This is a genomic window from Halalkalicoccus sp. NIPERK01 (genome assembly GCF_030287405.1).
Lineage (GTDB): Archaea > Halobacteriota > Halobacteria > Halobacteriales > Halalkalicoccaceae > Halalkalicoccus.
In genome coordinates, this window is record NZ_JASVVV010000008.1 from 42,822 (window position 1) to 66,379 (window position 23,558).

Consider the following 23,558-nt stretch of genomic DNA (forward strand, 5'->3'; position numbering starts at 1 on the left):
CCAACGGGTCGGGGCCGGCTATCCCTCGCCCACCATCCGGTCCTCCTCGTCCCACTCCTTCTGACGGAGTTCGAACTTCTGGATCTTGCCGGTCGCCGTCGTGGGGAGTTCCTCGACGAACTCGATCTCGTGGACGACCTTGTAGCCCGCGAGGCGCTCGCGGGTGAACGCGGTGATCTCCTCGGCGCTCGCGCCGGGAGCGTCGGGGTCGCCGCTCGCGGGGACGACGAACGCCTTCGGGGTCTCGCCCCACTTCTCGCTTGGCGCGGGGATCACCGCAGCGTCGGCCACGTCGGGGTGCTCGAAGAGGGTGTCCTCGAGTTCGATCGAGGAGATGTTCTCGCCGCCCGAGATGATGATGTCCTTCTTGCGGTCCTGAATCGACACCATCCCGTGTTCGTCGACCACGGCCAGATCGCCGGTGTGGTAGTAGCCCTCGATCCGGTCGTTGAACGCCTCCTCGGTCTCCTCGGGCTTCTCCCAGTAGCCGTCCATGACCTGGTTGCCCCGGACGACGATCTCGCCGATCGTGGCGTCGTCCCGGGGGACGTCCGCGCCGTCCTCGTCGACGACCCGCACGTCGGTTCCGAGATAGCCGAGTCCCTGGCGCTTCTTGATCGAGAACCGGTCGGCCGAATCGGCGTCGAACAGGCGTTTCGCGTCGGAGGTCGTGATCAGCGGGCCGGTCTCGGTCGCGCCGTAGACGTGCTTGAGGTACCAGCCGAACTCGTCCTCGACGGTCCGGATGGTCGCCTCCGGTGGTGCGGCGCCCGCGGTGGCCGCCCGGACGGGATTCGCGCCGGTGGTCCCCTCGCCGGTCGCCTCGTAGCGCTCGATCAGCATGTTCAACACGGTGGGCGCGGCACAGAGATACGAAACGTCCTCGGTTCTGATGGTTTCGAAGATCCCCTCGGCGTCGATCCCACGGGTGCAGACGTGTTTCGCCCCCATTCCCGTGATGGCGTAGATGTGTCCCCAGCCGTTGACGTGGAACATCGGCAGGGTCCAGAGGTAGGTGTCGTCGTCGCGGATCTCCTGGTGGACGCTGACGAGATACGCGTGGATCGTCTCCGCCCGGTGGGTCCGACAGACCCCCTTCGGGTCGCCGGTCGTCCCCGACGTGTAGTTGATCGTGATGATCTCGTCTTCTTCCATCTCGGGACGGTCGTACTCGCCGCTCGAATCCTCGAGGAGCGTCTCGAAGTCCTCCCACTCGCCCTCGGTCGCGCTCGCGTCGTTCGAGACGTACAGTTCCGTGGGCACCGACTCGCGGACGGGTTCGATCTTCTCCGCGTGTTCGTGATCCGCGATGATCGCTTTCACGCCCGAATCGTTCAGGATGTACTCGAAGTCGTCGGGGACCAGCCGGTAGTTCAGCGGCGTGTGGATCGCCCCGAGTTGCATGATCGCGTAGGCGGCCTCGAGGTGGTAGTGCGTGTTCGGGTCCAGCACCGCCACCCGATCCCCCTTTCCGATCCCCCGCTCGGCGAGCGCCGCCGAGAGCCGATCCACCCGATCACCCAGTTCGTCGTACGTAAAGCGCTCGCCCGTCGTGGCGACCACGGCCTCCTGATCGCCGTAGTGCGTGCGTGCCCGATCTAGAAAGTCGGTCGTCAGCAGTGGCTTGTGCATGCCTCGTCCGTCCGTTCATCACAAATAGTGATATACGTTTTCGTCGGGTCCCCCAAGCGATTTCGGTCCGAGGCACCAACCACCGTCCATGACGGGCGTGAACGGGTCGGTGCCGGCTGTCGGCGAGTTCGTCGAGTACTGCCGGACGCAGGCCGGTCTCCTCCGCGGGGCGGTCGAGACGATGGGTTCGGAGGCCGACGGGTTGCTCGACGGGATCGACGCGAAGACTGCCGAGGTCCGCGCGCGTCTCGAGCGGGGCGGCCCCGAGGGGGCGACGACGCCGCAATCGACCGACGCTCCCGACGACGACCCGGTCGACGTCGAGGCGATCGAGGAGTTGGAAGCGGAGATCGAGGACCAACAGTTGCTCGTCAGGGCGAAACAGGCCCGGATGGAGGCGTTTCGAGAACTGGCCGACGGCTACGACGGCCTCGCCGAGGAGCTACACTCGAGCGTGGACGACGGCCGGGAGGCGATGGAGCGAGTCGTGCGGTTCGAGGCCGACCGGGACGCGCCGGCCTACTTCGAGGACCGACGGACGGTGTGTGAAGCCGCCGCGTCTCGCGGGTCCGACGCCGAGTGAACCGGTTTCGAGGGCGGTCGCTACCGGGCCAACCCGACCGTCTCCTGGTACCGACCGTGTTCGGCCTCGAAGACGTCCATGACCTCGCCCATCGTCGCGTAGGCCTTGACGGCGTCGACGATGTGGGGCATGACGTTCTCGCCGTCTCGAATCGCCCGCTGGAGCGAATCGAGGTGGGCCTCGACGGTCCCGTCGTCGCGCTCGGCCTTGACCTCCCGCAGGCGCTCCGTCTGGTGGTCGTAGGCGGCCTGCTCGTCGACGTGGAGCACGTCCGGGCTGGTGTCCTCCTCGAGGGTGTAGCGGTTGACGCCGACGACGACCTCCTCGTCGTCCTCGACGCGTTCCTGGTACTCGTAGGAGGCGTCCTGGATCTCGCGGTGGAAGTAGCCCTCCGAGATACCACTGAGAACGCCGTCGCGCACCGACCCCTCGCCCATCTCGCGGATCTCCTCGATGTACCTCATGGTACGCTCCTCGACCTCGTCGGTGAGCGCCTCGACGGCGAAACTCCCCCCGAGGGGGTCGACGATGTCCGCGGCGCCCGACTCCTCGGCGATGATCTGCTGGGTCCTGAGCGCCACTCGCACCGCCTCCTCCGAGGGGAGCGCAAGCGCCTCGTCGAAGGAGTTGGTGTGAAGCGACTGGGTCCCGCCGAAGACGCCCGCGAGCGCCTGGATGGTCACGCGGACGACGTTGTTCAGCGGCTGTTGGGCGGTCAGGCTCTGGCCCGCCGTCTGGGTGTGGAACTTCATTTGCTTCGATTCGGCCCGCTGAGCGCCGTACCACTCGTCCATGACCCTGGCATAAATCCGCCGGCCCGCGCGGTACTTGGCGACCTCCTCGAAGATGGAGTTGTGCGAGTTGAAGAAAAACGAGAGTTGGGGCGCGAACTCGTCGACGTCGAGCCCGCGCTCCAGGCAGTCCTCGACGTAGGCGAAGCCGTCGGCCAGCGTGAACGCGAGTTCCTGTACCGCGGTAGAGCCGGCCTCGCGGATGTGGTAGCCCGAGATCGAGACGGGCTTGAACTTCGGGGTCTCCTCGACGGCGAACTCGATGGTGTCGGTGACGACTCTCAAGGAGGGCTCCGGGGGGATGACCCACTCCTTCTGGGCGATGAACTCCTTCATCATGTCGTTCTGGAGGGTTCCTCGCACTTCCTCGCGGGGAACGCCCTGCTGGTCGGCGAGCGCGACGTACATCGCGTAGATCACCGCCGCCGAGGGGTTGATCGTAAAGGACGTCGAGACCTCCCCGATGTCGATGCCGTCGAACAGCACCTCCATGTCCCGCAGGGTATCGACCGCGACGCCCTCCTTGCCGACCTCGCCCTCCGAGAGGGGGTCGTCGCTGTCCTTGCCCATGAGGCTGGGCATGTCGAACGCCACCGACAGCCCGGTCTGTCCCTCGTCGATCAGGTAGTGAAACCGCTCGTTCGTCTCCTCGGCGGTGCCGAACCCGGCGAACTGGCGCATCGTCCACGTCCGCCCGCGGTACATCGTCGGATAGACCCCCCGGGTGTAGGGCTCCTCGCCCGGGAACCCGAGGTCCTCGCCGTAGTCGAGGTCCGCTACGTCGTCGGGCGTGTACAGGCGATCGACCCCGAGGTTCGAGACGGTAGCGAAGCGTTCCTTTCGTTCGCCGTGGCGCTCGAGGACCGGTCCGAGGGACTCCGCCTCCCAGCGTTCCCTCTCGGTTCGGATCGCTTCGAGGTCCTCCTCGTCGTACATCGTCGTGTCTTTCATCATCGTTACGCATTAACGTTCCGTCGTCCGTGAGCTACCGGCGGCACGGGCTCACCGGGGGAGGAAAGCGGCATGACTGACGGAGCACGACGGCGGCGCAACCGTTATACGACATGGCTTCCCACGTCACTACCATACATAGTGATCGATAATGCAGGTTGACATGACCACGCTCGACTTCCTCGATCGGGCGACGGACGTCTACGCCGACGTGACCGGCGTGATCGCACACGACGGGACCGAGTACACATACGTCGAGTTCGCCGATCGCGTCAACCGGGTCTCGAACGCGCTGCTCGATTCGGGGATCGAACGGGGCGACCGGGTGGCGTTGCTCTCGCCGAACACCCACTACTTCCTCGAGACGCTCTACGGAACCAACCAGGTCGGGGCGACGTTCGTCCCGATGAACTACCTCCTTGTCCCCGAGGACTTCGAGTACATCCTCGGCGACTGCGAGGCGAAGATCGTCATCGCCGACTACGAGTACGCGGCGAACGTCGAGGCCGTCCGCGACGCGATCCCCACAGAGCGGTTCGTCGGCTACCGGGCCGAGGAGATCGAGGGCGAGTGGACCGGCTACGAGGAGTGGATCGCCGGGCAGTCGAGCGACCCGCCGGAGCGACCGGAGATCCGCGAGGACGACGACGCCGCGATCAACTACACGTCGGGGACGACCGGCGACCCGAAGGGGGTCTGTCGGACCCACCGGACCGAACACTGGCACGCCCTCGTGTTGAACCAGCACATGGAGATCCGCGACGACGACACCTACCTCTGGACCCTACCGATGTTCCACTGCAACGGCTGGGGGCACACCTACGCCATCACCGGGACGGGCGGGACCCACGTCTGTCAGCGCACCTTCGATCCGGAGGGGACGTTCCGCCGGGTGCGCGACCACGACGTGTCGTTCATGTGCGGGGCGCCCACGGTGCTCAACCGGCTCATCGCCTACCACGAGGAGCACCCGGACGTCGGGACGACCGGTGGTCGCGACGTGCGTCTGGCGACGGCCGGCAGCGCGCCGGCGACCTCCACGATCGAGACCATCGAGGACGAGATCGGCTGGCGGATCATCCACATCTACGGGCTGACCGAGACCGCGCCGATCGTCACCACCTCGAACTCCCCGCGCCGGCTGGCCGAGCGCGGGCGCGACCTCAAGGTGAACCAGGGCAGCGAGACGCTCTGTACGGACGTGCGGGTCGTCGACGAGGACGGCGCGGACGTCCCCCGAGACGACGCCACGATCGGCGAGATCGTCGTCCGGGGCAACCAGGTCATGGACCGGTACCTGAACAAGCCCGAGGAGACCGAGGAGGCGTTCAACGCCCGACTGCCGGGTTACTTCCACACGGGCGACCTCGCCACGATCGACGCGGACGGCATGGTGTCGATCCAAGACAGGAAAAAGGACATCATCATCTCGGGCGGCGAGAACGTCTCGAGCATCGAGGTCGAGGACGTGCTCTACGACCATCCGGACGTGGCGAAGGCCGCCGTGATCCCGACGCCCAGCGAGGAGTGGGGCGAGGCCGTGACCGCGGTCGTGGTCCGCAAGCCGGCCGCCGACCTCGCCGAGGAGGACCTGCGGGAGTTCGTGGGCGGGCGACTCGCCCGCTATAAGGTCCCGAAGCGGGTCGAGTTCGTCGACGACCTCCCGGAGACCGCGACCGGCAAGGTACAGAAGTACCAGCTCCGGGAGGACTACTGGGAGAGCGAGGAGCGCCGCGTCGGCACGGAGTGAGGTCGGGATCACCCCAGCGGAACGGCCGGATTCGCCCCTCGTCACTCGCCGCTCTCGCTTCCGGTTCCATCACCCTCGATGAAGGCCCGCGTGGCGCTTCGACACCCCTCGGACGCGGTCGCCCGCGCGAGCGCCCCGGCGATCCGGTCCTCGTCGCCCCTGTCTGGCTTCCCGTGGAGGGCGTGTCGTTTGGCGAGCCGTATCGAGTCCTTCGGGGACCGAACGATCCCGTCGACGAACCCGGAGACCGCGTCCGCCAACCCGCCGTGCGGCGTGACGCGGTTGATCAACCCCCACTCGAGGGCCGTCGCCGCGTCGATCGGCTCGCCGGTCAACGCCAGCTCCATGCTCCGTTTCTTCCCGACCATCTCGGCCATCCGCTCGACGGCGTAGGGCGGATACGCCCCGATCCGCGTCTCGGGAAGCGCGAACGTCGCGTCCTCGACCGCGACGGCGAGGTCGGACGCCGCCACGATCTCGCAGCCGCCGCCGTACGCGAGTCCGTTGACCGCCGCGATCACCGGAATGGGGAGTTCCTCGATGCCGAACAGGACCCGCCGGAGCTCGGTCGCCAGCGCGTCGACGTCGTCGGCGCCCTCCATCGCGTCCAGGACCTCGATGTCGTCGCCGGCACAGAAGACGTCGTCGGTGCCCGTTATCACCGCCACGCGCGCGTCCTCGCTCGCCCGTTCGAGCGCGTCGTGGAGGTCACGCCACCCCTCGAGGTGAAGGGCGTTCATCTTCTCGGCCCGGTCGAGCCGGATCCAGACCGCGTCCTCCCGAGTGCTTCGCTCTATCATACCCCGAGCAATCGCGCGACCGGCATAAACCCCCTCGAGGACGAAACAGTCGGGGCCGCGCCGGCGTCGCGATGAGCGACCCGCCGGGCACGCAAATGCTTTGGTCAATGATAGCAATGAACGGAGTAGATATGCCGGAGTCACCACCGAACGTGCGCTCGCCGACGCCCGAGGAGATCGATGCGGCCGCGGAGCGCCACCACATGGACCTGAGCGACGAGGAACGCGAGGACTTCGCGGCCGTCATCTCGGAGACGCTGGCGGGCTACGAGCGACTCGACGAACTCCCGGACTACCGACCCGCCGTGGAGTACACCCACCGCGATCCCGGCTACAGACCGGGACCGTCCGAGGACTCGCTCAACGCCTTCGTGACGAAGTGCGAGGTGCGGGGCGCGGACGACGGGCCGCTCGCGGGCTACGAGGTCGGCCTCAAGGACACCGTAAACGTCGCCGGCGTCGAGATGACGCTGGGGTCGAAGCTCTTCGAGGGGTACGTCCCGTCGACCGACGCGACGATCGTCACCCGCCTGCTGGATGCGGGGGCGACCATCACCGGGAAGCTGAACATGGAGGACATGGCCTTCTCGGGAAGCGGCGAACTCTCGGCGACCGGGCCGGTTTTGAACCCCCGCGATTCGGCGTACGTCGCGGGCGGGTCGTCGTCGGGGTCGGCCGCGGCCGTCGGGAGCGGCGCGGTCGACGTCGCGATCGGCGGCGATCAGGGCGGGTCGATCCGCATCCCCGCCTCCTGGAGCGGCATCGTCGGCCACAAACCCACCCACGGGCTGGTCCCCTACACCGGGATCGCCGGCCTCGGGCGGTCGTTCGACCACGCCGGCCCGATGTGTTCGACCGTCGAGGACTGCGCGCGCGTTCTCGACGTCATCGCCGGGAAGGACGACCTCGATCCCCGGCAGGGCGCGGTCCCGACCGAGGACTACGTCGGGGCGCTCTCGGACGACCCCGAGGACGTGATCGTCGGCGTCCTCGAGGAGGGGTTCGGCCACGAGACGAGCGAGGGGGCGGTCGACGAAGCGGTGGGAGACGCGCTCGACGGGTTCGAGCGTGCCGGCGCGACGGTACGCGACCTCTCGGTGCCGATGCACCTCGACGGACTCGCGATCTGGACCGCGATCGCGACCGAGGAGACCACGGCGACCGTCGATGCCGAGTGCGTCGGTCACTACGGCAACGGGTTCTACGACGTGCAGATGGCCGACGCGTTCGGGCGGGCGCGCCGCGCGCAGGCCGACGACTACCTCACGACGCTGAAACTCACGCTCGTCCTCGGGCAGTACCTCGCCGACGAGCACCGGGGACGCTACTACGCGAAGGCCCAGAACCTCGGCCGAAAACTGGCCGCGGAGTACGACGCGGCGCTCGACGAGGTGGACGTCCTCGCGATGCCGACGACGCCACAGACCGCTCACGAGGTGAACGAGGAGATCTCGCGCGTCGAGGCGATCGAGCGGGCGCTCAGTATGCTCGACAACACCGCGCCGTTCGACGTGACCGGCCACCCGGCGATATCGGTGCCGGCCGGGACGGCCGACGGACTGCCGGTCGGGCTGATGCTGGTCGGCGAGCGGTTCGACGACGCGACGGTGCTCTCGAGCGCCCACGCCTTCGAGACGGCCGTCGACGCCGGCCTCTGACCGGGTTCGCCAGCGGAAGGTAACCGGTTCCGTGGAGGCCGACACGAATTACTCCGCCTCTAAAACACTAGAAAGATATATATTTAATTAGTACATATCAGAATTGAGGAAAGAATAATGGTCCGCTATCCAGACTGGTGCTGTCAACACTGCGGTGAGCCGCTTCGTACCGTCCCCTGCCTGAACTGCATCCAGCTCGAACGGATGGAACGCGAGGAGGAGTCGGCGGACGACGCCGAGATCGAGGGCGAGCGCGCCGTCGCCACCACGAAGTAGCTCGTACTGTCGGTCACGGGAACGTCACCGGCGTGTGCCCCCTGTGACGGGCCACCGCGCGAGCGAGTCCCGTCCCGCCAACGGCCGAGTTCCGGGGGTATGATCGACAGAATTAGTACGACCGCTCCATCCCGAGGACGTTCTCCCCGAGGAAGTTGAGCGCGAGCTGCTGGGTGATCGGCACCAGCCGCGTGAGCCGCGCCTCGCGGAAGTACCGCTCGACGTCGTACTCGCGGGCGATCCCGAACCCGCCGTGGGTCTGGACCGCCGCGTCGGCCGCCTCGAACGCTGCCTCGCTGGCGAGGTACTTCGCGACGTTCGCGCGCGCGCCGAGGTCCGCGCCCGATTCGGAAGCGGCGGCGTCGGCACCGTTGTAGACGACCGCCTTCGCCGCCTGCACCCGCGCGTAGGCCGCCGCCAGCGGGTGCTGGATCGCCTGGTTCTTCCCGATCGACCGTCCGAACACCTCGCGCTGATTGGCGTAGGCGACGCCCGCGTCGAGCGCCGCCTCACCCAGTCCCACGCACTCGGCGGCGATGACGAGCCGCTCCTCGTTGAGCCCGTCGAGCATCTGGTAGAACCCGCGGCCCTCCTCGCCGATGAGGCGGTCCTCGGGGACGCGAAGCCCCTCGAACCAGCACTCGTAGGAGTGAACGGCGTTGCTCGCGGTCTTCTCGATCGCCTCGATCTCGAGGTATCCGTTCGAAAGGGCCTCGTCGATATCGACGAGGAACATCGAGATCCCGCGGGTCCGTTTCTCGACCTCTTCTCTCGGTGTGGTCCGGGCCATCAACACGAGGTAATCGCTCGCGTCCACCCGCGAGGTCCAGATCTTCTGGCCGTCGATCACGTACTTCTCGCCCTCCTTTCGCGCGCGGGTCTCGATAGCCGTCGAGTCCGATCCCGCGTTCGGCTCGGTGAGGCCGAACGCCTGGATCGAGATCTCGCCGTCCGCGACCTTCGGCAGGAGGTCGGCTTTCAGCTCCGCGCTGCCGTAGCCGACGAGCGAGACGGAGTTGTAGATCCCGCCGTGGATCGCCTGTGCGGCGCTGAAGCCGCCACCGCTCGCGGCGATCTCCTCCATCATCACAACCGTCTCGGGCGTGCCCATCCCCGCCCCGCCGTACTCCTCGGGGATCAGCACGCCGAACCAGCCGTGATCCGCGAGCGCCTCGGCGAACTCGTGGGGATACTCGCCCTCGCTGTCCTTCTCGCGCCAGTACGCCGCGTCGAAGTCCGCACAGATCTCGCGGATCGAATCCCGAACGAGGCGCTGCTGATCCGAGAGATCTACCGTGTCGCGCTGGATCATAGCCCGAATAGCCCCTACATAACTATACGCCTACGGGATGGCATCGATCGTGCCGATTGTACCACTCAGTGGAGTGCTCAGAGCACCTCGGAGACGTCGAGCAACGAGGAGAGCGAGCGCGCACTGGCGAACCCGCCGAGGTCCTCGTAGAGCCGTTCGGCCCGCTCGCGGTCGAGCGTCCGGGTCGCACAGTCGAGGAACTTCGCCCGGCGGCGATCCGCCGAGAGCGGATTCCCGTGAGTGCCCGGCGGGTTCTCCTGTCGGCGCTCGACCGTCTCCCCCGTGGTCTCGATCCGGACGGTGGACGTGTGTGTATCGTAGCCCAGGTCGGAATCCGCCCGAAACGAGACGCGCTCGCGAAGGCGCCGAACGACCGGATCCGACAGCGCGGGCTCCTCGAACGTCGCCAGATCCACCCGGTCGCGCGCGAGCGCGCTGGCGACGGCGTACTCCATCGAGAACTTCGCCTCGAGTCCCGTCCCCGGATCCGAGTGGGCGAGCGCGTCGGCCGCTCCCTGTGAGGCCTCGACGGTGATCGCCTCGACGTCCGCAGGGCCGATCCCGTGGTCGCTCGCGAGCGACTGCGTCGCGGCGATGGCGGTGTGGGTGAAGTAGCAACACGGGTAGGCCTTTGTGTGGATCCCCCGCTCGTCGATGGACCGCCTCTCGGGCGGTTCGACCGCGCGTGGCTGGCCGTAGAGGTCGAGAAAGCCGCCCTCGCCGCCGATCGCCTCGGCGTCGGCGGTGGCGCCGTCGCGCGCGACCAGTGCGGCCGTGAACCCCGAACGGGCCGCGAAGCCCGCGTGCAGCGGCTTGGTCATCGAGCCGAAGTTGCGTTTCAGCCCCGCGGGCGTCGAGGCGGCGATACAGAGTGCGTTTCGCGCCTCCCCGGGCGTGAGATCGAGCAGGTACGCCGCGGCCGCGGCGGCTCCGAACGTCCCGAAGGTCGCCGTCGCGTGCCAGCCCGCCTCGTAATGCTCGGGACTGATCGGCGCGGCGACGGCGCTCATGACCTCGAACCCCGCGACGTAGGCGGCGATCGCGTCCCGACCGCTCGCGTCCGTCTCGCCCGCGAGCGCGAGGATCGGCGGGACCAGCACCACGCTCGGGTGGCCGTCGATCGCCCACGAGAGGTCGTCGTAATCGAGCGCGTGGCCCGCCGCCCCCAGCGCGAGGGCGTGTTCCGGGTCCCCTTTCCCACTCGCCACCAGTCCACCGTCGGGGAGCCACCGCGAAACGGATTCGCCAACTTCGGTCGAGAACCCCGCGAGCGTCACGCCGACGGTGTCGACGAACGCCCGCTCGACGGTGTCCGTCGTCGGTTCGTCGAGCGAGTCGGGGTCGAGGTCCGTGACGGTCGCCGCCAGGCGCGATTCGATGTCGTGGTCCGCGAGAGCCATACCCGTCCATCGACCGGTCGGCGTATAAACGGTATTACTGGAACCGTTTCGTCGTCTCGACGAGCGGGTGGCGCGCGTAGTCGACGACCGCGATGTCGCCGATGGAGGCGAGTCCCTCCTCGCGGGCGGTCCGTTCCATTCCGAGTTCGAGGTCGTCGTCGATGACGATCACGTAGGCGTCCATCTCCTCGACGTCGAGGCTGTCGGCGGCCATGACGCGGTGGTGGCCGTCCGCGAGGAGGAGACGGCCGTCGACGTCGATCACGACCAGCGGCTCCGCCAGCCCGTGTTCGAGTTCGTACCGGCGCCCCTCGAGTTCGTCGGCGTACACCTTTCCCTGCGTGGGGACGAGGTTCGAGAGCGAGACGGTGCGCCGTTCCTCCGCGACGGTGATGTCGTGGATGCTCTCGAGGGTGCGGATCAGTTTCCCGACCTTCTCGGGGGTGGCGCGCTCGATTTGGCTGCGGATCACGTCGGCGTTCGAGATGATTCCCACGAGGTTGCCCGCGTCGTCGACGACCGGGAGCTTCTGGATCCCCGAGCGCAGGATGACGCGGGCGGCGTCCGTCACCTTCATCTGGGGGTGGGCGACGACCAGGTCCGTGCTCATCACCTTGAAGATGGGTTCTTCCTCGTCGGCCAACAGCAGGTCGCGCGCGCTGACGAACCCCTCGACGCGCCGCCCGTCACAGACGGGAAAGCCGCTGTGTTCGTGGCTCTCGGCGATCCGCGCGGCCACGTCGCCGACGGTCGCGTCCGGCGAGACCGTCACGACGTCGCGGGTCATGTACTCGTTGACGCGTGGCTTGCCGTCGGTGACCCCTGCGTTCATAGCCCTCAGACGGTTGCGCCTCGCAAAAAGCTCACGCTACCGCCGACGCAGCGCCGAGCGCCACTGGTCCGGTTCGTCCGCGAGGCGGACGGTCTCGGGATCGCGCACCGAGAGCGTCTCGAAGAAGCGCCCGTCGATCACCTCGCGGACGATCTCGGTCAGCAGTTCGTCGTCGTTTTCGGTCTCCTCGCCGAGGAAGCCAAGCGGGATCTGTGCGCCGGCCATCCCCGCGTGGCCGCCCGCGCTCCCGATCTGGTCGAACGCCTCGCGCAGCGTCTCGCCGATGTCGAGGTCCGACCCGCGCGCCCTCGCGGAGATGTAGACGGTCCCGTCGACGAAGCCGTAGACGAGCGTCGCGACGACCCCCTCCATGTTCAGGAGCCGATCGGCCGCCTGCGAGATGGCGTCGCGGTCCCGGAGGGTGCCGATGCAGCTCGTACAGACGCCCTCTTCCACCCGGCTGTTGCGGATCGCGCGCGCGAGCGTCTCGAACGTCTCCTGGCTGATCGTGGGCCGTTCGATCTGATCGAGGACGTCGGTATCGACGCGGGGCAACAGCGTCTCCGCTGCGTCGAAGTCGAGGCGGGAGACTCCCCGCGAGAAGTCCGCGGTGTCGGTGCGGATCCCGAACAGGAGGGCCGTCGCGAGCTCCTCGGACGGCTCGATCTCCAGCGCGTCGAAGTACTCGACGATCATCGTGCACGTCGATCCCACCTCGCTTCTGACGTCGAGGTGGCGCGCCTCGACCGGCCCCGGCGAGGGGTGGTGGTCGATCACGACGTCGATCGGGGTCTCCTCGGGGAGCTGGTCGTTGACGCTGGGTAGGGAGTGGTCGACGAGCGCGATCGCGTCGAACGCCTCTGCGTCGGCGGGATCGTCGAGTTCGGCGAGGTCGTCCTCAAGGTCGAGGACGTTGACCAGCGCCCGGTTCTGCTGGTGAGAGATCTCCCCGAAGTAGTAGGCGCCGGCGTCGACGCCGACCGAGCGTGCGAGCCGCGCGAGGCCGATGCCGCTGGCGATCGCGTCCGGGTCGGGGTTGTCGTGGAGCATCACCCCGAGTTCCCCCTCGATTCCCACGAGCAGCGACCGCAGGTGGCGTGCGCGCTCGGCGGGCTGGCCGACGACGGCCTCGGCGGTGTGCTCGCGCAGGGCGGTGACCGGATCGAGGACCGTTCCGGCCAGCCTGTCGAGCGTTTCGCGCTCCTCCTCGGTGGGTTCGTGGCCGGCGTAGGCGACGATCGGGGTCGCCTCGAAGACCTCGCTCGCCGCACGCGCGATGTCGACGTTTCGCTCCGCCGAGTCCGTCCCGATGAAGACGCTCGCGACGGGCTCGTCGATCCCCGCGAGCACCGCCCTGTCGGCCGGATCCGCGGCCGTGATCGTCACGTCCCGCTGGGGGAACTCGCGCTGTTCGGGATCGAGCGTCACGACGTGGACCGGGTCGTCCTGCTCGCGGGCGAGTTCGACCAGCGCGTGACCGACGGTCCCGGCACCGCACCCGAGGAGCAGTCGAGAGGCCATACGGTAGGCCGTAGCCCACCGACGCGCTAAAACCTACCGTCTCAGTGAGGCGAAAAACCGCACGCCGTCTCCCGGGTTCAGGCGAGCAGCGCGCCCGCGGCGGCCTGCGCGAGGTCGACGACCGGGAACGCCGGCAGCAGCGCGATCGTCATGATCGCGGCGGCGACGATCGCCGCGTACAGCCCGACGGGCTGGCGCGAGACGTCGAACTCCCGAACGGGATCCTCGATCCAGATCGCCTTCACCAGCCGCGAGTAGTAGAACAGCGACAGCGCGCTGGTGAGCGCGCCGATCGCGGCGAGCCACCAGAAGCCCGCGCCGATCGCCGACGTGAACAGGACGTACTTCGAGAGGAAGCCGCCGCCGATCGGCAGGCCCGCGAGGCTGAACAGGAACACCGTCACCGCCGCGCAGGCGACCGGGGACTGGCGCCACATGCCGTTGTAGTCCTCGAAGGTGCGCCCGACGCCGCGGTACTCCGCGAGCGCGACGAAGAGGAACGCGCCGGTGTTCATGAAGCCATACACGAGGAGATGCATCATCGCCGCGCCCATCACGAGGGCGTCCTGCCCGCCGCCGAGCGCCGCCAGCCCGATCAGCACGTAGCCCGCGTGGCCCACCGACGAATAGGCGAGCATCCGCTTGACGTTCTCCTGCATCGCGGCGGCGAAGTTGCCCACGAGCATCGTCACGACCGCGAGCACCTGGAAGATCAGCACCCAGTCGATCCCCAACCCGACGGCGACGTCGAGCGGGAACGCCTCGACGAACACGCGGAAGGCGATCACGAAGCCGGCGGCCTTCGACGCCGAGGAGATGAAGGCGCTGACGGGTGCGGGCGCGCCCTCGTAGGCCTCGGGCGCCCAGAAGTGGAACGGCACCGAGGCGGTCTTGTATGCGAAGCCGCCGACCAGCATCAGCGTGCCGACGCCGAGAACCCCGACGTTGTCGGTCTCGGCGATCCCCGCGGCGACGGCCCCGAGCTGGAGCGATCCCGTCGCGGCGTAGACGAGGCTGATCCCGTAGACGAAGATCGCGCTCGACAGCGCCCCGATCAGGAAGTACTTCAGCCCCGCCTCGACGCTGCCGCGGTTGTGCTTGAGGAACGCGACCAGCGCGTACGACGAGAGGCTCGCGAGTTCGAGGCTGATGAAGACGGTCACGAGGCTGTTGGCGTTGGCCATCAGCGCCATCCCCGTCGTCGCCAGCACGACCAGCGTGTAGAACTCGCCCTTGTGGGGCTGGTCGTGGAGGTAGTCGTAGCTCCCGAGGATGACGAGCGCGGCCACGCTCGTGACGACGAACGTGAAGAAGAGGCTCATCCCGTCGACGACCACCTGGTCGGCGAGCAGGCTCAGCCCCTCGGGCTGGCCGACGCCCGCGAAGAAGTACCAGACGGCCACGCCGAGCGCGCCGAGAACGCCCACCAGCGAGAGGCCCGCGAGCAACCCGTTGTTCGTCCGGCCCGGCTTGATGCTGTCGACGAGGAACAGCGCGAACGCCGTCGTCGCGAGGACGACGACGGGCGCGAGCGCGATCCACGTGGAGGCCTGTGTCACCATCAGGCACCACCTCCCAGTTCGACGAGCGGATCAACCGCGTCCTGGATCATGGTGAAGAAGATGTCGGGATCGACCCCCAGCAGGATTATGAGGCCGATCAGCACGAACAGCGGCACGACGTCGTGCAGCGGCGCGCGCGCGACGTCGTACTCCGTCGCCAGTCGGTACTCCCCGAACAGCGTGCGCTGCATCGCGAACAGCAGGTAGCCCGCGACGATCACGATGCCGAACATGGCGATCGCCGTGAACAGCGGCGCGCCCGGCAGGGCCGTCGACTGGAACGCACCGAGGAAGATCAGGAACTCGCCGGCGAAGCCGGCCATCAGCGGCAGTCCCATGTAGCCGAAGGCCGCCGCGACGAAGATCCCGGCGGTGATCGGCATCCTATCGGCGATCCCCGAGATGTCCCCGACCATCCGCGTGTGGGTGGCGTTGTAGATCACGCCGACGACCATGAACATCAGCCCCGAGATCAGCCCGTGGGCGACCATCTGGAAGGTCGCGCCGCCGATCCCGTAGACCGTGAAGGCCACCAGTCCGAGGATGACGTAGCCCATCGAGGAGATCGAGGAGTAGGCGACGATGCGTTTGAGGTCCTGCTGGGCCAGCGCGAGCAGCGCGCCGTAGATGACGCTGAAGACGCCCAGTACCGCGATCGGGACCGCGAGCGAGACCGCCACGTCGTAGAGCATCGTGAAGTTGAATCGAAGCAGGGCGTAGGTCCCCATCTTCAGGAGGACGCCCGCAAGCAGCACCGACACCGGGGTCGGCGCCTCGACGTGGGCGTCGGGCAGCCAGGTGTGGACCGGGAAGATCGGCACCTTGACCGCGAAGCCGAAGAAGATCGCGATAAAGGAGACCAGCGACAGCGTCCCGGCGCCGATCCCCGCGAAGCCGGTGAGTTCGCCGGCGTGAAGCGCCTGCGTGATCTCGGGCATGCTGAAACTCGTCACCGAGTCGCCGAGGCCGAACACCAGCGCGATGAAGCCGATGAACATCACCAGCGAGGCGACGTTCGTGTAGACGAAGAACTTGATCGCGGCGTACTTCCTTCTGGGTCCGCCCCAGACCCCGATCAGCAGGTACATCGGGATCAGGACGGCCTCCCAGAAGACGAACCAGACGAAGAAGTCGAGCGCGGTGAACACGCCGATCAGGCTGGCCTCCATGAAGAGGATCAGCCCGTAGAACTGCGAGATCCGCTCGGTGATCGGCGTCCACGCGCTCATGATCGCGAGCGGGACGAGGACGGTGGTGAGCACCAGAAGCGGGAAGCTCACGCCGTCGAGGCCGACGTACCAGTTGACCGCGTAGGGGTCGAGGGCGATCCACTGGGCCCGTGATTCGAACGCGATGGTGCTGCCTTCGAGCAGGGCGTTCCCGGTCGCGTCGAAGCGCGTCCACAGGTAGAGACTGCCCACGAACGGGAGCAGGCTCAGTACGAGCGCGACCTGCGGTGCGTACGCCTCCGGGGTGAGGAAGACGACGAGCGCCGAGACGAACGTGACTGCGATGAGTATCTCGATCAACATTCAGAACCAGCCTCCGTAGATGCCGAAGACGATCAGCAGGACGACCAGCGACAGCGCGATCAGCGCCGCGTAGTTGGTGACGACGCCGCTCTGGAGCCGCCTGATCCGGTCGCTTCCGAGCAGGCTCACGCTGCTGGTGCCGTTGACGACGCCGTCGACGACGCCCTGGTCGAACGTGTCGGCCGCGCGCGCCGTCCGCTGGGTCAGGCCTTCGGCGAGCCAGACCTGGTACTCGTCCTGGTAGTAGTTCGCGACCAGGACGTCCTTGGCCGCGCCGAGCTTGTTCGTGTGCTCCTCGGGATGGGGGCCGCGATAGAGCGCGACCGCCGTCCCCGCTCCCGCGAGCGCGAGCGCGAGCGCGATCACACCGGGGATCAGCGGGCTCAACTCGGCGTGGTGGATGCCGGCGAACTCCTCCGCGGTCGCCGTGTACGTCGAGTAGGCGAGTTCCTGGGGTCCGCTGTCGAGCCAGTGCGAGAGGTACGTGATGTCCGCGCCCGTGAGTTCGGCGACCGGCACCATGTTGACGAGGCCGGCGACCGTCGCGAGCGTCCCGAGGACGACCAGGGGAATCTTCACGTTCCAGCCCAGCGGGACGGGGTGTTCCGCGTGGTCGCTCCGGGGTTCGCCGTGGAAGGTCAGCAACACCATCCGGAAGGTGTAAAAGCCAGTGAAGAACACCGCGAGCAGCCCCATCGCGTACGCTGCGAGCATGATCGGGTCCTCGAGGCCGACGATCAGCGCGTCGTAGAGGATCTCGTCCTTGCTCCAGAAGCCCGAAAAGGGCAGGATGCCCGCGAGCGCGAGCGATCCCGCGAGGAACGAGTAGTAGGTCACGGGCATCTTCTCCTTGAGCCCGCCCATCTCCCACATGTCCTGGTGGTGGTGCATCGCGATGATGACCGCGCCCGCACCCAAGAAGAGCAGCGCCTTGAAGAAGGCGTGGGTCATCAGGTGGAAGGTCGCGGCGACGTAGCCCGCGACGCCCAGCCCGAGCATCATATAGCCGTACTGGGAGATCGTCGAGTACGCGAGCACCTGCTTGATGTCGTTTTTGACGACGCCCATCGTCGCCGCGAACAGCGCCGTGAACCCGCCGGTGAACGCGATGATGGCCATCGCGGTCGGGCTGAGCGCGTAGAACCCGAACATCCGTGCGACCAGATAGACCCCGGCGGCGACCATCGTCGCTGCGTGGATCAGCGCCGAAACCGGCGTGGGGCCCTCCATCGCGTCGGGCAGCCACGTGTGAAGCGGGAACTGGGCGGACTTGCCGATCACGCCGCCCAGAACGAGCAGCCCGAGGATCGTGACCCAGGTCCCCGCGTCGTAGCCGAACAGCGTCTCGCCGCCCTCGACCGCCTCGAGGGCGAGCTGCGGGAACGAGCCCTCGCCGGCGAACTGCGCGGTGCCGAACGTCGCGAGGATCCCGACGACGCCGATCAGGAAGAAGTAGTCACCGAAGCGCGTGACCAAGAAGGCTTTCTTCGCGGCGCTCGGCGGGGCGTCCTCGCGGAACCAGAAGCCGATCAGCAGGAACGAACACAGGCCCACGAGTTCGAAGAACATGAACGCCATCAGCAGGTTGTCCGCGAAGACGAACGAGAGCATGCTGAACGTGAACAGACCGAGGCCGGCGTAGTAGCGGGGTAGGCCTGTCTCGCCCTCGTCGTTCATGTAGCCGAGGCTGAACACGTGGACGAGGAAGGCGATCAGCGAGACGATGACGAGCATCATCGTCGAGAGCGGGTCCAGAAGCAGGCCGAACGAGAGCGAGACCGTCTCCCCGCCGGCGCCGGCGACCCAGGTGTAGAGCGTCTCGTCGTAGACCTCGCCGCCCGCGACCCGGAGCATCGCCCAGATCGAGAGCAACAGCGAGCCACCCGTCGCGGCGATGCCGACGAGGCCGCCCTTCTTGGGGAGGTACTCGCCCGCGACGAGCGCGATGACGAACGACGCGAGCGGGAACAGTGCGATCAACGGTGCGTATTCGAATGCCATCTCGTTACCACCTCATCGTCGTCGCCTCGGTCACGTCGACGCCGCGGAAGTTGCGATAGAGGACGAGGATGATCCCGATCCCGATCGCCACTTCGGCGGCGGCAAGCGCCATCACGAACAGCGCGAACGTCTGTCCGGTCAGGTTGCCCCACTGCAGCGAGAAGGCGACGAAGTTGACGTTCGCTGCGTTGAGCATGAGTTCGACGCTGATCAGGAACATCAGCGCGTTGCGGCGCGTCAGCACGCCGAACAGGCCGATACAGAACACGCCCGCCGAGAGCACGAGGTACCACTCGACCGGCACGAGCAGTTGCGTGGGCGCGAGCATCTACTCCTCACCCCCCTCGAAGCCGCCGCGTTCGGGGACGAGTCCCTCCGGGGGCTCCGCCTCCTCCTTTCGCGCGAGCATCACCGCGCCGTCGAGGGCCGCGTCGAGCACGATCGCGATCGCGAAGAAGGCGACGATGAAGCCCTCGGCGGGCACCTCGCCCGCGTCGATGTTGAACATCGCGTAGCCGATGTTCGCGGTGATGTTCGCCCCGTCGGGAAAGCCCTGCGGGGCGGGGAACGAGGCGGTCACGAAGACGAACGCGAGAACACAGAAGAGCGCGACCGCTGCCAGACCGGGAAGCAGGTGGCCGCCGAGGCGGAGTCGGGGTCTAGTCGGCATTGCTCGCCTCCGTGTCGGTCGGTCCCATTCCCTGTGCGCCGCGGTCGGCTTCCGCGGTCTCGTCGTGGGTCAGCATCACGGCGAACGTGATCAGGATGAGAACCCCGCCGACGTAGACGAGGATCTGCATCGCCGCGAGGAACTCGGCCTGCAGCGTCACGTAGTGGATCGCGACGCTCAGGAGTGCCACCCCGAGCAGGAGCGCGGAGTGCCAGACGTCCCTGACGAGGACGACGCCGAGACTGCTCGCGAGTGTCACCCCCGCAAACAGCGCAAACGCCGCTGTCTCTAGTACCATTAGTTCAACACTCAGTCGCCCGCCCTTTGAACATTTCGAGATTGGCCCGGCGGCACGCGGATTTCCGGGCCGATCTTCGCCGTACGACGCCTGATCCGACGCGCGGACGCGGTCCGGATTACTTTACTTTACTGGTAGTCGACCTCGCCTTCGCCCTCGCCGATCCACGCGCCGCGATCCGGCTCGCGCGATTCGAGCGGGTCGATGTCCTTGTACCACGGGACGTTCCCGAGCTGTTCTTTGTTGTACACCAGGTCGTCCTTGGTGTCGCCCGTGAACTCGAAGTTCTGGGTCAGCAGGATGGCGTCGACGGGGCAGACCTCCTCACACAGCCGGCAGTAGATGCACTGGCCGATGTGGAGGTTGTACTGCTCGCCGTTTCGCTGGTCGTCCATCACGATCTGGATCGTGTCGTTCGGACAGACGTTCTCGCACTGTCGACACCAGATACAGCGCTCCTGGCTGAACTTGTGGACGCCCCTGAACCGTGGGCTGACCTCGGGTGCGGTCTCGGGGTACTCGACGGTGAACGTGTTGCCGTCGAGCGCGTGTTTCATCGTCGTCGCCATCGATTTGAACAGTCCGATCATGCGATAAACACCCCCACGATGATGGCCGTGAGAACCAGGTTGGCGAAGGAGAGCACCAACATTCCTTTCCAACCGATCTCGATGAGTTGGTCGATCCGCACCCTGGGCAGCGCCGAGCGCGCCCACTGGGTGAACAGGAACACCGCCCAGATCTTGATGAGGAACCAGACGATGCCCGGCAGGACGGGCCCGGCGGGCCCGCCGAGGAAGATCGTCGTGACGATCGCGCCCCCGAGGAAGATGTGCAGGAACTCCCCGAGGTAGATCAACACGAAGTACACCGAGGAGTACTCGGTCTGGTAGCCGGCGATGATCTCGGTGGGTGCCTCGGGTACGTCGAAGGGATTCCGGCCCACTTCGGCCATGTTCGCCGTCATGAACAGCACGAACGCGAACGGGTTGACGAACGCGTACCACGAGGGGATCGAGACGCCCGCGACCGTCGCGAGCGGTTCGGCCTGCGCGGCGACGATCTCGCTCATCTGGAGCGTGCCCGCGAAGATCACGACCGAGGCCGCGGTGACGATCAGCGGGATCTCGTAGGCGATGTTCTGGGCGACCGCGCGAAGCCCGCCGAGCATCGAGTACTTGTTGTTCGAGGCGTAGCCCGCGGTCGCGAGCCCCAGCGAGGCGATCGAGGCGATCGCGAAGACGAGCACCAGTCCGACCTCGGGGTCGGCCAGGTGGATGCCGCTGCCCATCGGGATGACGGCGAAGCCGAGCATCGCCGAGGAGGCGATGACCAGCGGCGCGAGGTCGTAGGCCGGTCGGTCGACGCCCTCGGGGATGATCAGCTCCTTCGCCAGCAGTTGAACCGACGACGCCGGGATGATCAGGAGTCCGAAGGGACCGATTCGGTTGACCGCGATCCGGTCGGTGAACGCGGCCGTGATCTTGCGTTTAGCCCACGGACCGGCGATGCCGCTCATCGCCAGCATGATGTTGGCGACGACGAACGCCGCGATGAACGCGGCGACGAACTCGCCAAGCACGCCGTACTGTCCCAGTCCGGTCAGGTCAGCGATCCGATCGGGCAACACCACATCCTGTAGCGGCAGGACCATTCAGCGATCCACCTCCCCGAGGATGATGTCGAGGCTGCCCAGCGAGGCGACCAGGTCGGCGACGTACTCGCCTTCGGCCATCTCCGGCAGCGTGTGCAGGTTGTGGAAACACGGACTGCGGATCTTGAACCGGGCGGGTTTGTCGGTGCCGTCCGATCGGATGTAGATCCCGAGTTCGCCCTTCGCACCCTCGACGGCCCGGTAGATCTCCGTGTCGGGGTCCGGACGCAGCGTTCGGGGGACGTTCGCCTGGATCTCGCGGTCGTCCTCGGGCCAGCCTTCGAGCAGGTCGACGCACTGCTCGATTATCCGTGCGGACTGTTCGACCTCGCGCATCCGCACGAGCAGGCGCGCGTAGTTGTCGCACCCGTCGTCGGTGACGACGTCCCAGTCGAGTTCGGGGTAGTAGCCGTAGGGGTCGTCCCGTCGGAGGTCGTAGTCGATGCCCGACGCGCGCGCGACGGGGCCGGTCGCCCCGTACTGCTTCGCGACCTCGGGCTCGAGCACGCCCGTGTCGACGGTGCGGGTCTGGAAGATCTCGTTCGACGTGATCAGGTCGTGGTACTCCTGGACCGCCCCCGGCAGGTCGTCGAGGAAGTCACGGACCTTCTCGAAGAACTCCTCGCGGGGTTCGGGCAGGTCCCAGACCACGCCGCCGAGGCGGAAGTAGTTGAACATCATCCGCTGGCCGGTGAGGTCCTCGAGGAGGTTCTGTGTCTTCTCGCGGTCGCGCATCGCGTACATGAAGATCGCGGTGAAGTCGCCGTAGATGTCGAGACAGAACGTCCCGAGCGCGAGCATGTGCGAGCAGATCCGGCAGAGTTCGGCCGACATCGTCCGGATCACCTGTGCGTACTCGGGGACCTCGATGTCCGCGAGGTCCTCGGCGACCCGGGCGTACGCCCACTCGTTGAGCAGGCCCGCCGACGCGTAGTCCCAGCGGTCGGGGTACGGCATGATCTGGTGGCGGTACGTCCCCTGTTGGGCCATCTGCTCCTCGCACCGGTGGAGGTAGCCGATGTCCGGGTCGACGTCGACGACCTGCTCGCCGTCGAGCACCGTCTTCAGGTGGAGCACGCCGTGGGTCGCCGGGTGGTGGGGACCGATGTTGAGGAACATCGTGTCCGTGTCCGAATCGTAGTGGTCGTCTGCGATCGGGTTCTTGTGTTCGGCGAGCGTGACGATCTGGGGGCGGTCCTGGTCGTAATCCAGCGCGAGGGGGTGGCCCTGCCAGGTCTCGGGAAGCAGGATGCGTCGAGGATCGGGGTGGCCCTCGTACTCGATGCCGACGAGGTCGTACGCCTCGCGCTCGTGCCAGTCCGCGGTCCGGTAGACGGGTTCCGCGGTCTGGCTGACCGGATCGTCCTTCGCGGTCGGGACGACGACGCTCACCTCGTGGGTCGGGTCGTCGTACTTCTTCAGGTGGTAGATCGACTCGTAACGGTCCTGGTACTCCTGGGCTGTGACCATCGAGAGGTGGTCGAAGCCGGCCTCGTCGCGCAGCGCGAAGAGGACGTCCTGGACCTCGTCGGGACGGATGACGAATCCCTCGGCGTTGAGGTGCGTCTCGCGTCCGAGGACGTGCTCGCCGAGCAACTCCTCGATGGCGTCGTAGTCGACGCCATCCTCGGTGACGTACCGTTGTCGCGGTGGTCTCTCGAGACTCATGGTGAATCAGCCCAGTTGTACCGCATGACTAGGTCGTCGGTGTCGATCCGGCTCGCGAGTTTCTCGACCAGTTCGTCCCGTTCGAGGTCGCCGAACTGCTCTAGCTCGTAGGGTTTGACGACGACCGGGGAGGACTCGCCCTGTGCGATCCGTTCCTGGAGTTTGACGACGCCGTAGACGAGCGCCTCGGGGCGGGGCGGACAGCCCGGGACGTGGATGTCGACCGGGATGACCTCCTCGGCGCCCTTGATGACGTTGTAGCCCTCCTGGAACGGCCCGCCGGAGATGGCACACGAGCCCATGTTGACGACGAACTTCGGCTCGGCCATCTGGTCGTAGACACGCTTCATCCGGGGGGCGAACTTCGAGACGATGGTGCCGGGGATGATGATCGTATCGGCCTGTCGGGGCGAGGCCCGCGGGACGCCCGACCCGAACCGGTCGAGGTCGTGTTTCACGGCGTAGGTGTGCATCATCTCGAGGCTGCAGCAGGCGATCCCGAACTGCAGCATGAACATCGAGGACCCCCGCGCCCAGTTCATGAACTGGTCGAACTTGGTGAGGATGAACGGCGAGGACCCGAACGCTTCACGCAGCCGCGAGTTGAAGCGGTTGTCCACGTCCCCCATGCGCGCCTCACGGGTCTTCGACATGGGATCGCTGCTTT

General features: G+C 67.0%; 21 protein-coding genes. 4 read left to right on the forward strand and 17 right to left on the reverse strand.

Features of this window, described 5'->3' with window-relative positions; genetic code table 11:
- Window positions 1–18 precede the first annotated feature (18 nt).
- Window positions 19–1,632, reverse strand: coding sequence for a long-chain-fatty-acid--CoA ligase (locus QRT08_RS17015; protein ID WP_286047173.1), 1,614 nt, complete (start codon window positions 1,630–1,632; stop codon window positions 19–21).
- An 88-nt stretch (window positions 1,633–1,720) separates the two neighbouring features.
- Here QRT08_RS17015 and QRT08_RS17020 point away from each other — a divergent pair, with 88 nt between their 5' ends.
- On the forward strand, window positions 1,721–2,215 hold the full coding sequence (locus QRT08_RS17020) for a hypothetical protein (RefSeq protein ID WP_286047174.1): 495 nt from the start codon (window positions 1,721–1,723) through the stop codon (window positions 2,213–2,215).
- A 20-nt stretch (window positions 2,216–2,235) separates the two neighbouring features.
- Here the strand turns inward: QRT08_RS17020 and QRT08_RS17025 are convergent, their stop codons facing one another.
- Window positions 2,236–3,942, reverse strand: coding sequence for an acyl-CoA mutase large subunit family protein (locus QRT08_RS17025; RefSeq protein ID WP_286047175.1), 1,707 nt, complete (start codon window positions 3,940–3,942; stop codon window positions 2,236–2,238).
- Between the two features lie 166 nt (window positions 3,943–4,108).
- Between QRT08_RS17025 and QRT08_RS17030 the strand changes: the two genes are divergently transcribed.
- Entirely contained in the window at window positions 4,109–5,707 is a 1,599-nt protein-coding gene (locus QRT08_RS17030; RefSeq protein WP_286047176.1) for a class I adenylate-forming enzyme family protein, read from the forward strand.
- Between the two features lie 41 nt (window positions 5,708–5,748).
- Here QRT08_RS17030 and QRT08_RS17035 read toward each other — a convergent pair whose 3' ends face one another.
- On the reverse strand, window positions 5,749–6,507 hold the full coding sequence (locus QRT08_RS17035; RefSeq protein WP_286047177.1) for an enoyl-CoA hydratase/isomerase family protein: 759 nt from the start codon (window positions 6,505–6,507) through the stop codon (window positions 5,749–5,751).
- 131 nt (window positions 6,508–6,638) lie between these two features.
- On the opposite strand from QRT08_RS17035, the gene QRT08_RS17040 reads away from it, so the two are divergent.
- Both QRT08_RS17040 and QRT08_RS17045 read left to right on the forward strand, forming a co-directional pair.
- Complete coding sequence (locus QRT08_RS17040) at window positions 6,639–8,165, forward strand: amidase (protein ID WP_286047178.1); 1,527 nt, start codon at window positions 6,639–6,641, stop codon at window positions 8,163–8,165.
- A gap of 117 nt (window positions 8,166–8,282) precedes the next feature.
- Window positions 8,283–8,441: a hypothetical protein gene (locus tag QRT08_RS17045; protein ID WP_286047179.1), complete on the forward strand. Its 159-nt coding sequence runs from the start codon at window positions 8,283–8,285 to the stop codon at window positions 8,439–8,441.
- A gap of 112 nt (window positions 8,442–8,553) precedes the next feature.
- Here the strand turns inward: QRT08_RS17045 and QRT08_RS17050 are convergent, their stop codons facing one another.
- The 14 genes from QRT08_RS17050 to QRT08_RS17115 all read right to left on the reverse strand — a co-directional run bounded on the left by QRT08_RS17050 (window position 8,554) and on the right by QRT08_RS17115 (window position 23,544).
- On the reverse strand, window positions 8,554–9,753 hold the full coding sequence (locus QRT08_RS17050; RefSeq protein WP_286047180.1) for an acyl-CoA dehydrogenase family protein: 1,200 nt from the start codon (window positions 9,751–9,753) through the stop codon (window positions 8,554–8,556).
- Window positions 9,754–9,830: 77 nt separating this feature from the next.
- On the reverse strand, window positions 9,831–11,153 hold the full coding sequence (locus QRT08_RS17055; protein WP_286047181.1) for an MmgE/PrpD family protein: 1,323 nt from the start codon (window positions 11,151–11,153) through the stop codon (window positions 9,831–9,833).
- 34 nt (window positions 11,154–11,187) lie between these two features.
- The gene (locus QRT08_RS17060) at window positions 11,188–11,985 is read right to left on the reverse strand and encodes a CBS pair associated ParBc domain-containing protein (RefSeq protein ID WP_286047182.1); all 798 of its coding nucleotides are present in this window, start codon (window positions 11,983–11,985) and stop codon (window positions 11,188–11,190) included.
- Between the two features lie 36 nt (window positions 11,986–12,021).
- Window positions 12,022–13,506 carry a DHH family phosphoesterase gene (locus QRT08_RS17065; protein ID WP_286047183.1) on the reverse strand — a complete coding sequence of 495 codons (1,485 nt, stop codon included), beginning with the start codon at window positions 13,504–13,506 and terminating at the stop codon, window positions 12,022–12,024.
- A gap of 77 nt (window positions 13,507–13,583) precedes the next feature.
- Complete coding sequence (locus QRT08_RS17070) at window positions 13,584–15,068, reverse strand: NADH-quinone oxidoreductase subunit N (protein WP_286047184.1); 1,485 nt, start codon at window positions 15,066–15,068, stop codon at window positions 13,584–13,586.
- Complete coding sequence (locus tag QRT08_RS17075) at window positions 15,068–16,600, reverse strand: complex I subunit 4 family protein (protein ID WP_286047185.1); 1,533 nt, start codon at window positions 16,598–16,600, stop codon at window positions 15,068–15,070. Before QRT08_RS17075 ends, QRT08_RS17070 begins: the two co-directional genes overlap by 1 nt.
- On the reverse strand, window positions 16,601–18,601 hold the full coding sequence (nuoL, locus tag QRT08_RS17080; RefSeq protein WP_286047186.1) for an NADH-quinone oxidoreductase subunit L: 2,001 nt from the start codon (window positions 18,599–18,601) through the stop codon (window positions 16,601–16,603).
- Between the two features lie 4 nt (window positions 18,602–18,605).
- Window positions 18,606–18,929 carry an NADH-quinone oxidoreductase subunit NuoK gene (gene nuoK, locus QRT08_RS17085; RefSeq protein ID WP_286047188.1) on the reverse strand — a complete coding sequence of 108 codons (324 nt, stop codon included), beginning with the start codon at window positions 18,927–18,929 and terminating at the stop codon, window positions 18,606–18,608.
- A complete protein-coding gene (locus QRT08_RS17090; protein ID WP_286047189.1) occupies window positions 18,930–19,271 on the reverse strand; it encodes a proton-conducting membrane transporter in 342 nt (113 codons plus the stop codon).
- Window positions 19,261–19,569, reverse strand: a complete 309-nt coding sequence (locus QRT08_RS17095) for an NADH-quinone oxidoreductase subunit J (protein ID WP_286047190.1) — start codon at window positions 19,567–19,569, stop codon at window positions 19,261–19,263. Before QRT08_RS17095 ends, QRT08_RS17090 begins: the two co-directional genes overlap by 11 nt.
- Window positions 19,570–19,697: 128 nt before the next feature.
- Window positions 19,698–20,159 (reverse strand): NuoI/complex I 23 kDa subunit family protein, encoded by a 462-nt coding sequence (locus QRT08_RS17100; protein ID WP_286047191.1) that lies wholly within the window; start codon window positions 20,157–20,159, stop codon window positions 19,698–19,700.
- Window positions 20,156–21,223 carry a complex I subunit 1/NuoH family protein gene (locus QRT08_RS17105; RefSeq protein ID WP_286047192.1) on the reverse strand — a complete coding sequence of 356 codons (1,068 nt, stop codon included), beginning with the start codon at window positions 21,221–21,223 and terminating at the stop codon, window positions 20,156–20,158. The genes QRT08_RS17100 and QRT08_RS17105 overlap by 4 nt, the downstream gene beginning before the upstream one ends.
- Window positions 21,224–22,891 carry an NADH-quinone oxidoreductase subunit D gene (locus tag QRT08_RS17110; protein ID WP_286047194.1) on the reverse strand — a complete coding sequence of 556 codons (1,668 nt, stop codon included), beginning with the start codon at window positions 22,889–22,891 and terminating at the stop codon, window positions 21,224–21,226.
- A complete protein-coding gene (locus QRT08_RS17115) occupies window positions 22,888–23,544 on the reverse strand; it encodes an NADH-quinone oxidoreductase subunit B (protein WP_483299976.1) in 657 nt (218 codons plus the stop codon). Before QRT08_RS17115 ends, QRT08_RS17110 begins: the two co-directional genes overlap by 4 nt.
- Window positions 23,545–23,558 lie beyond the last annotated feature (14 nt).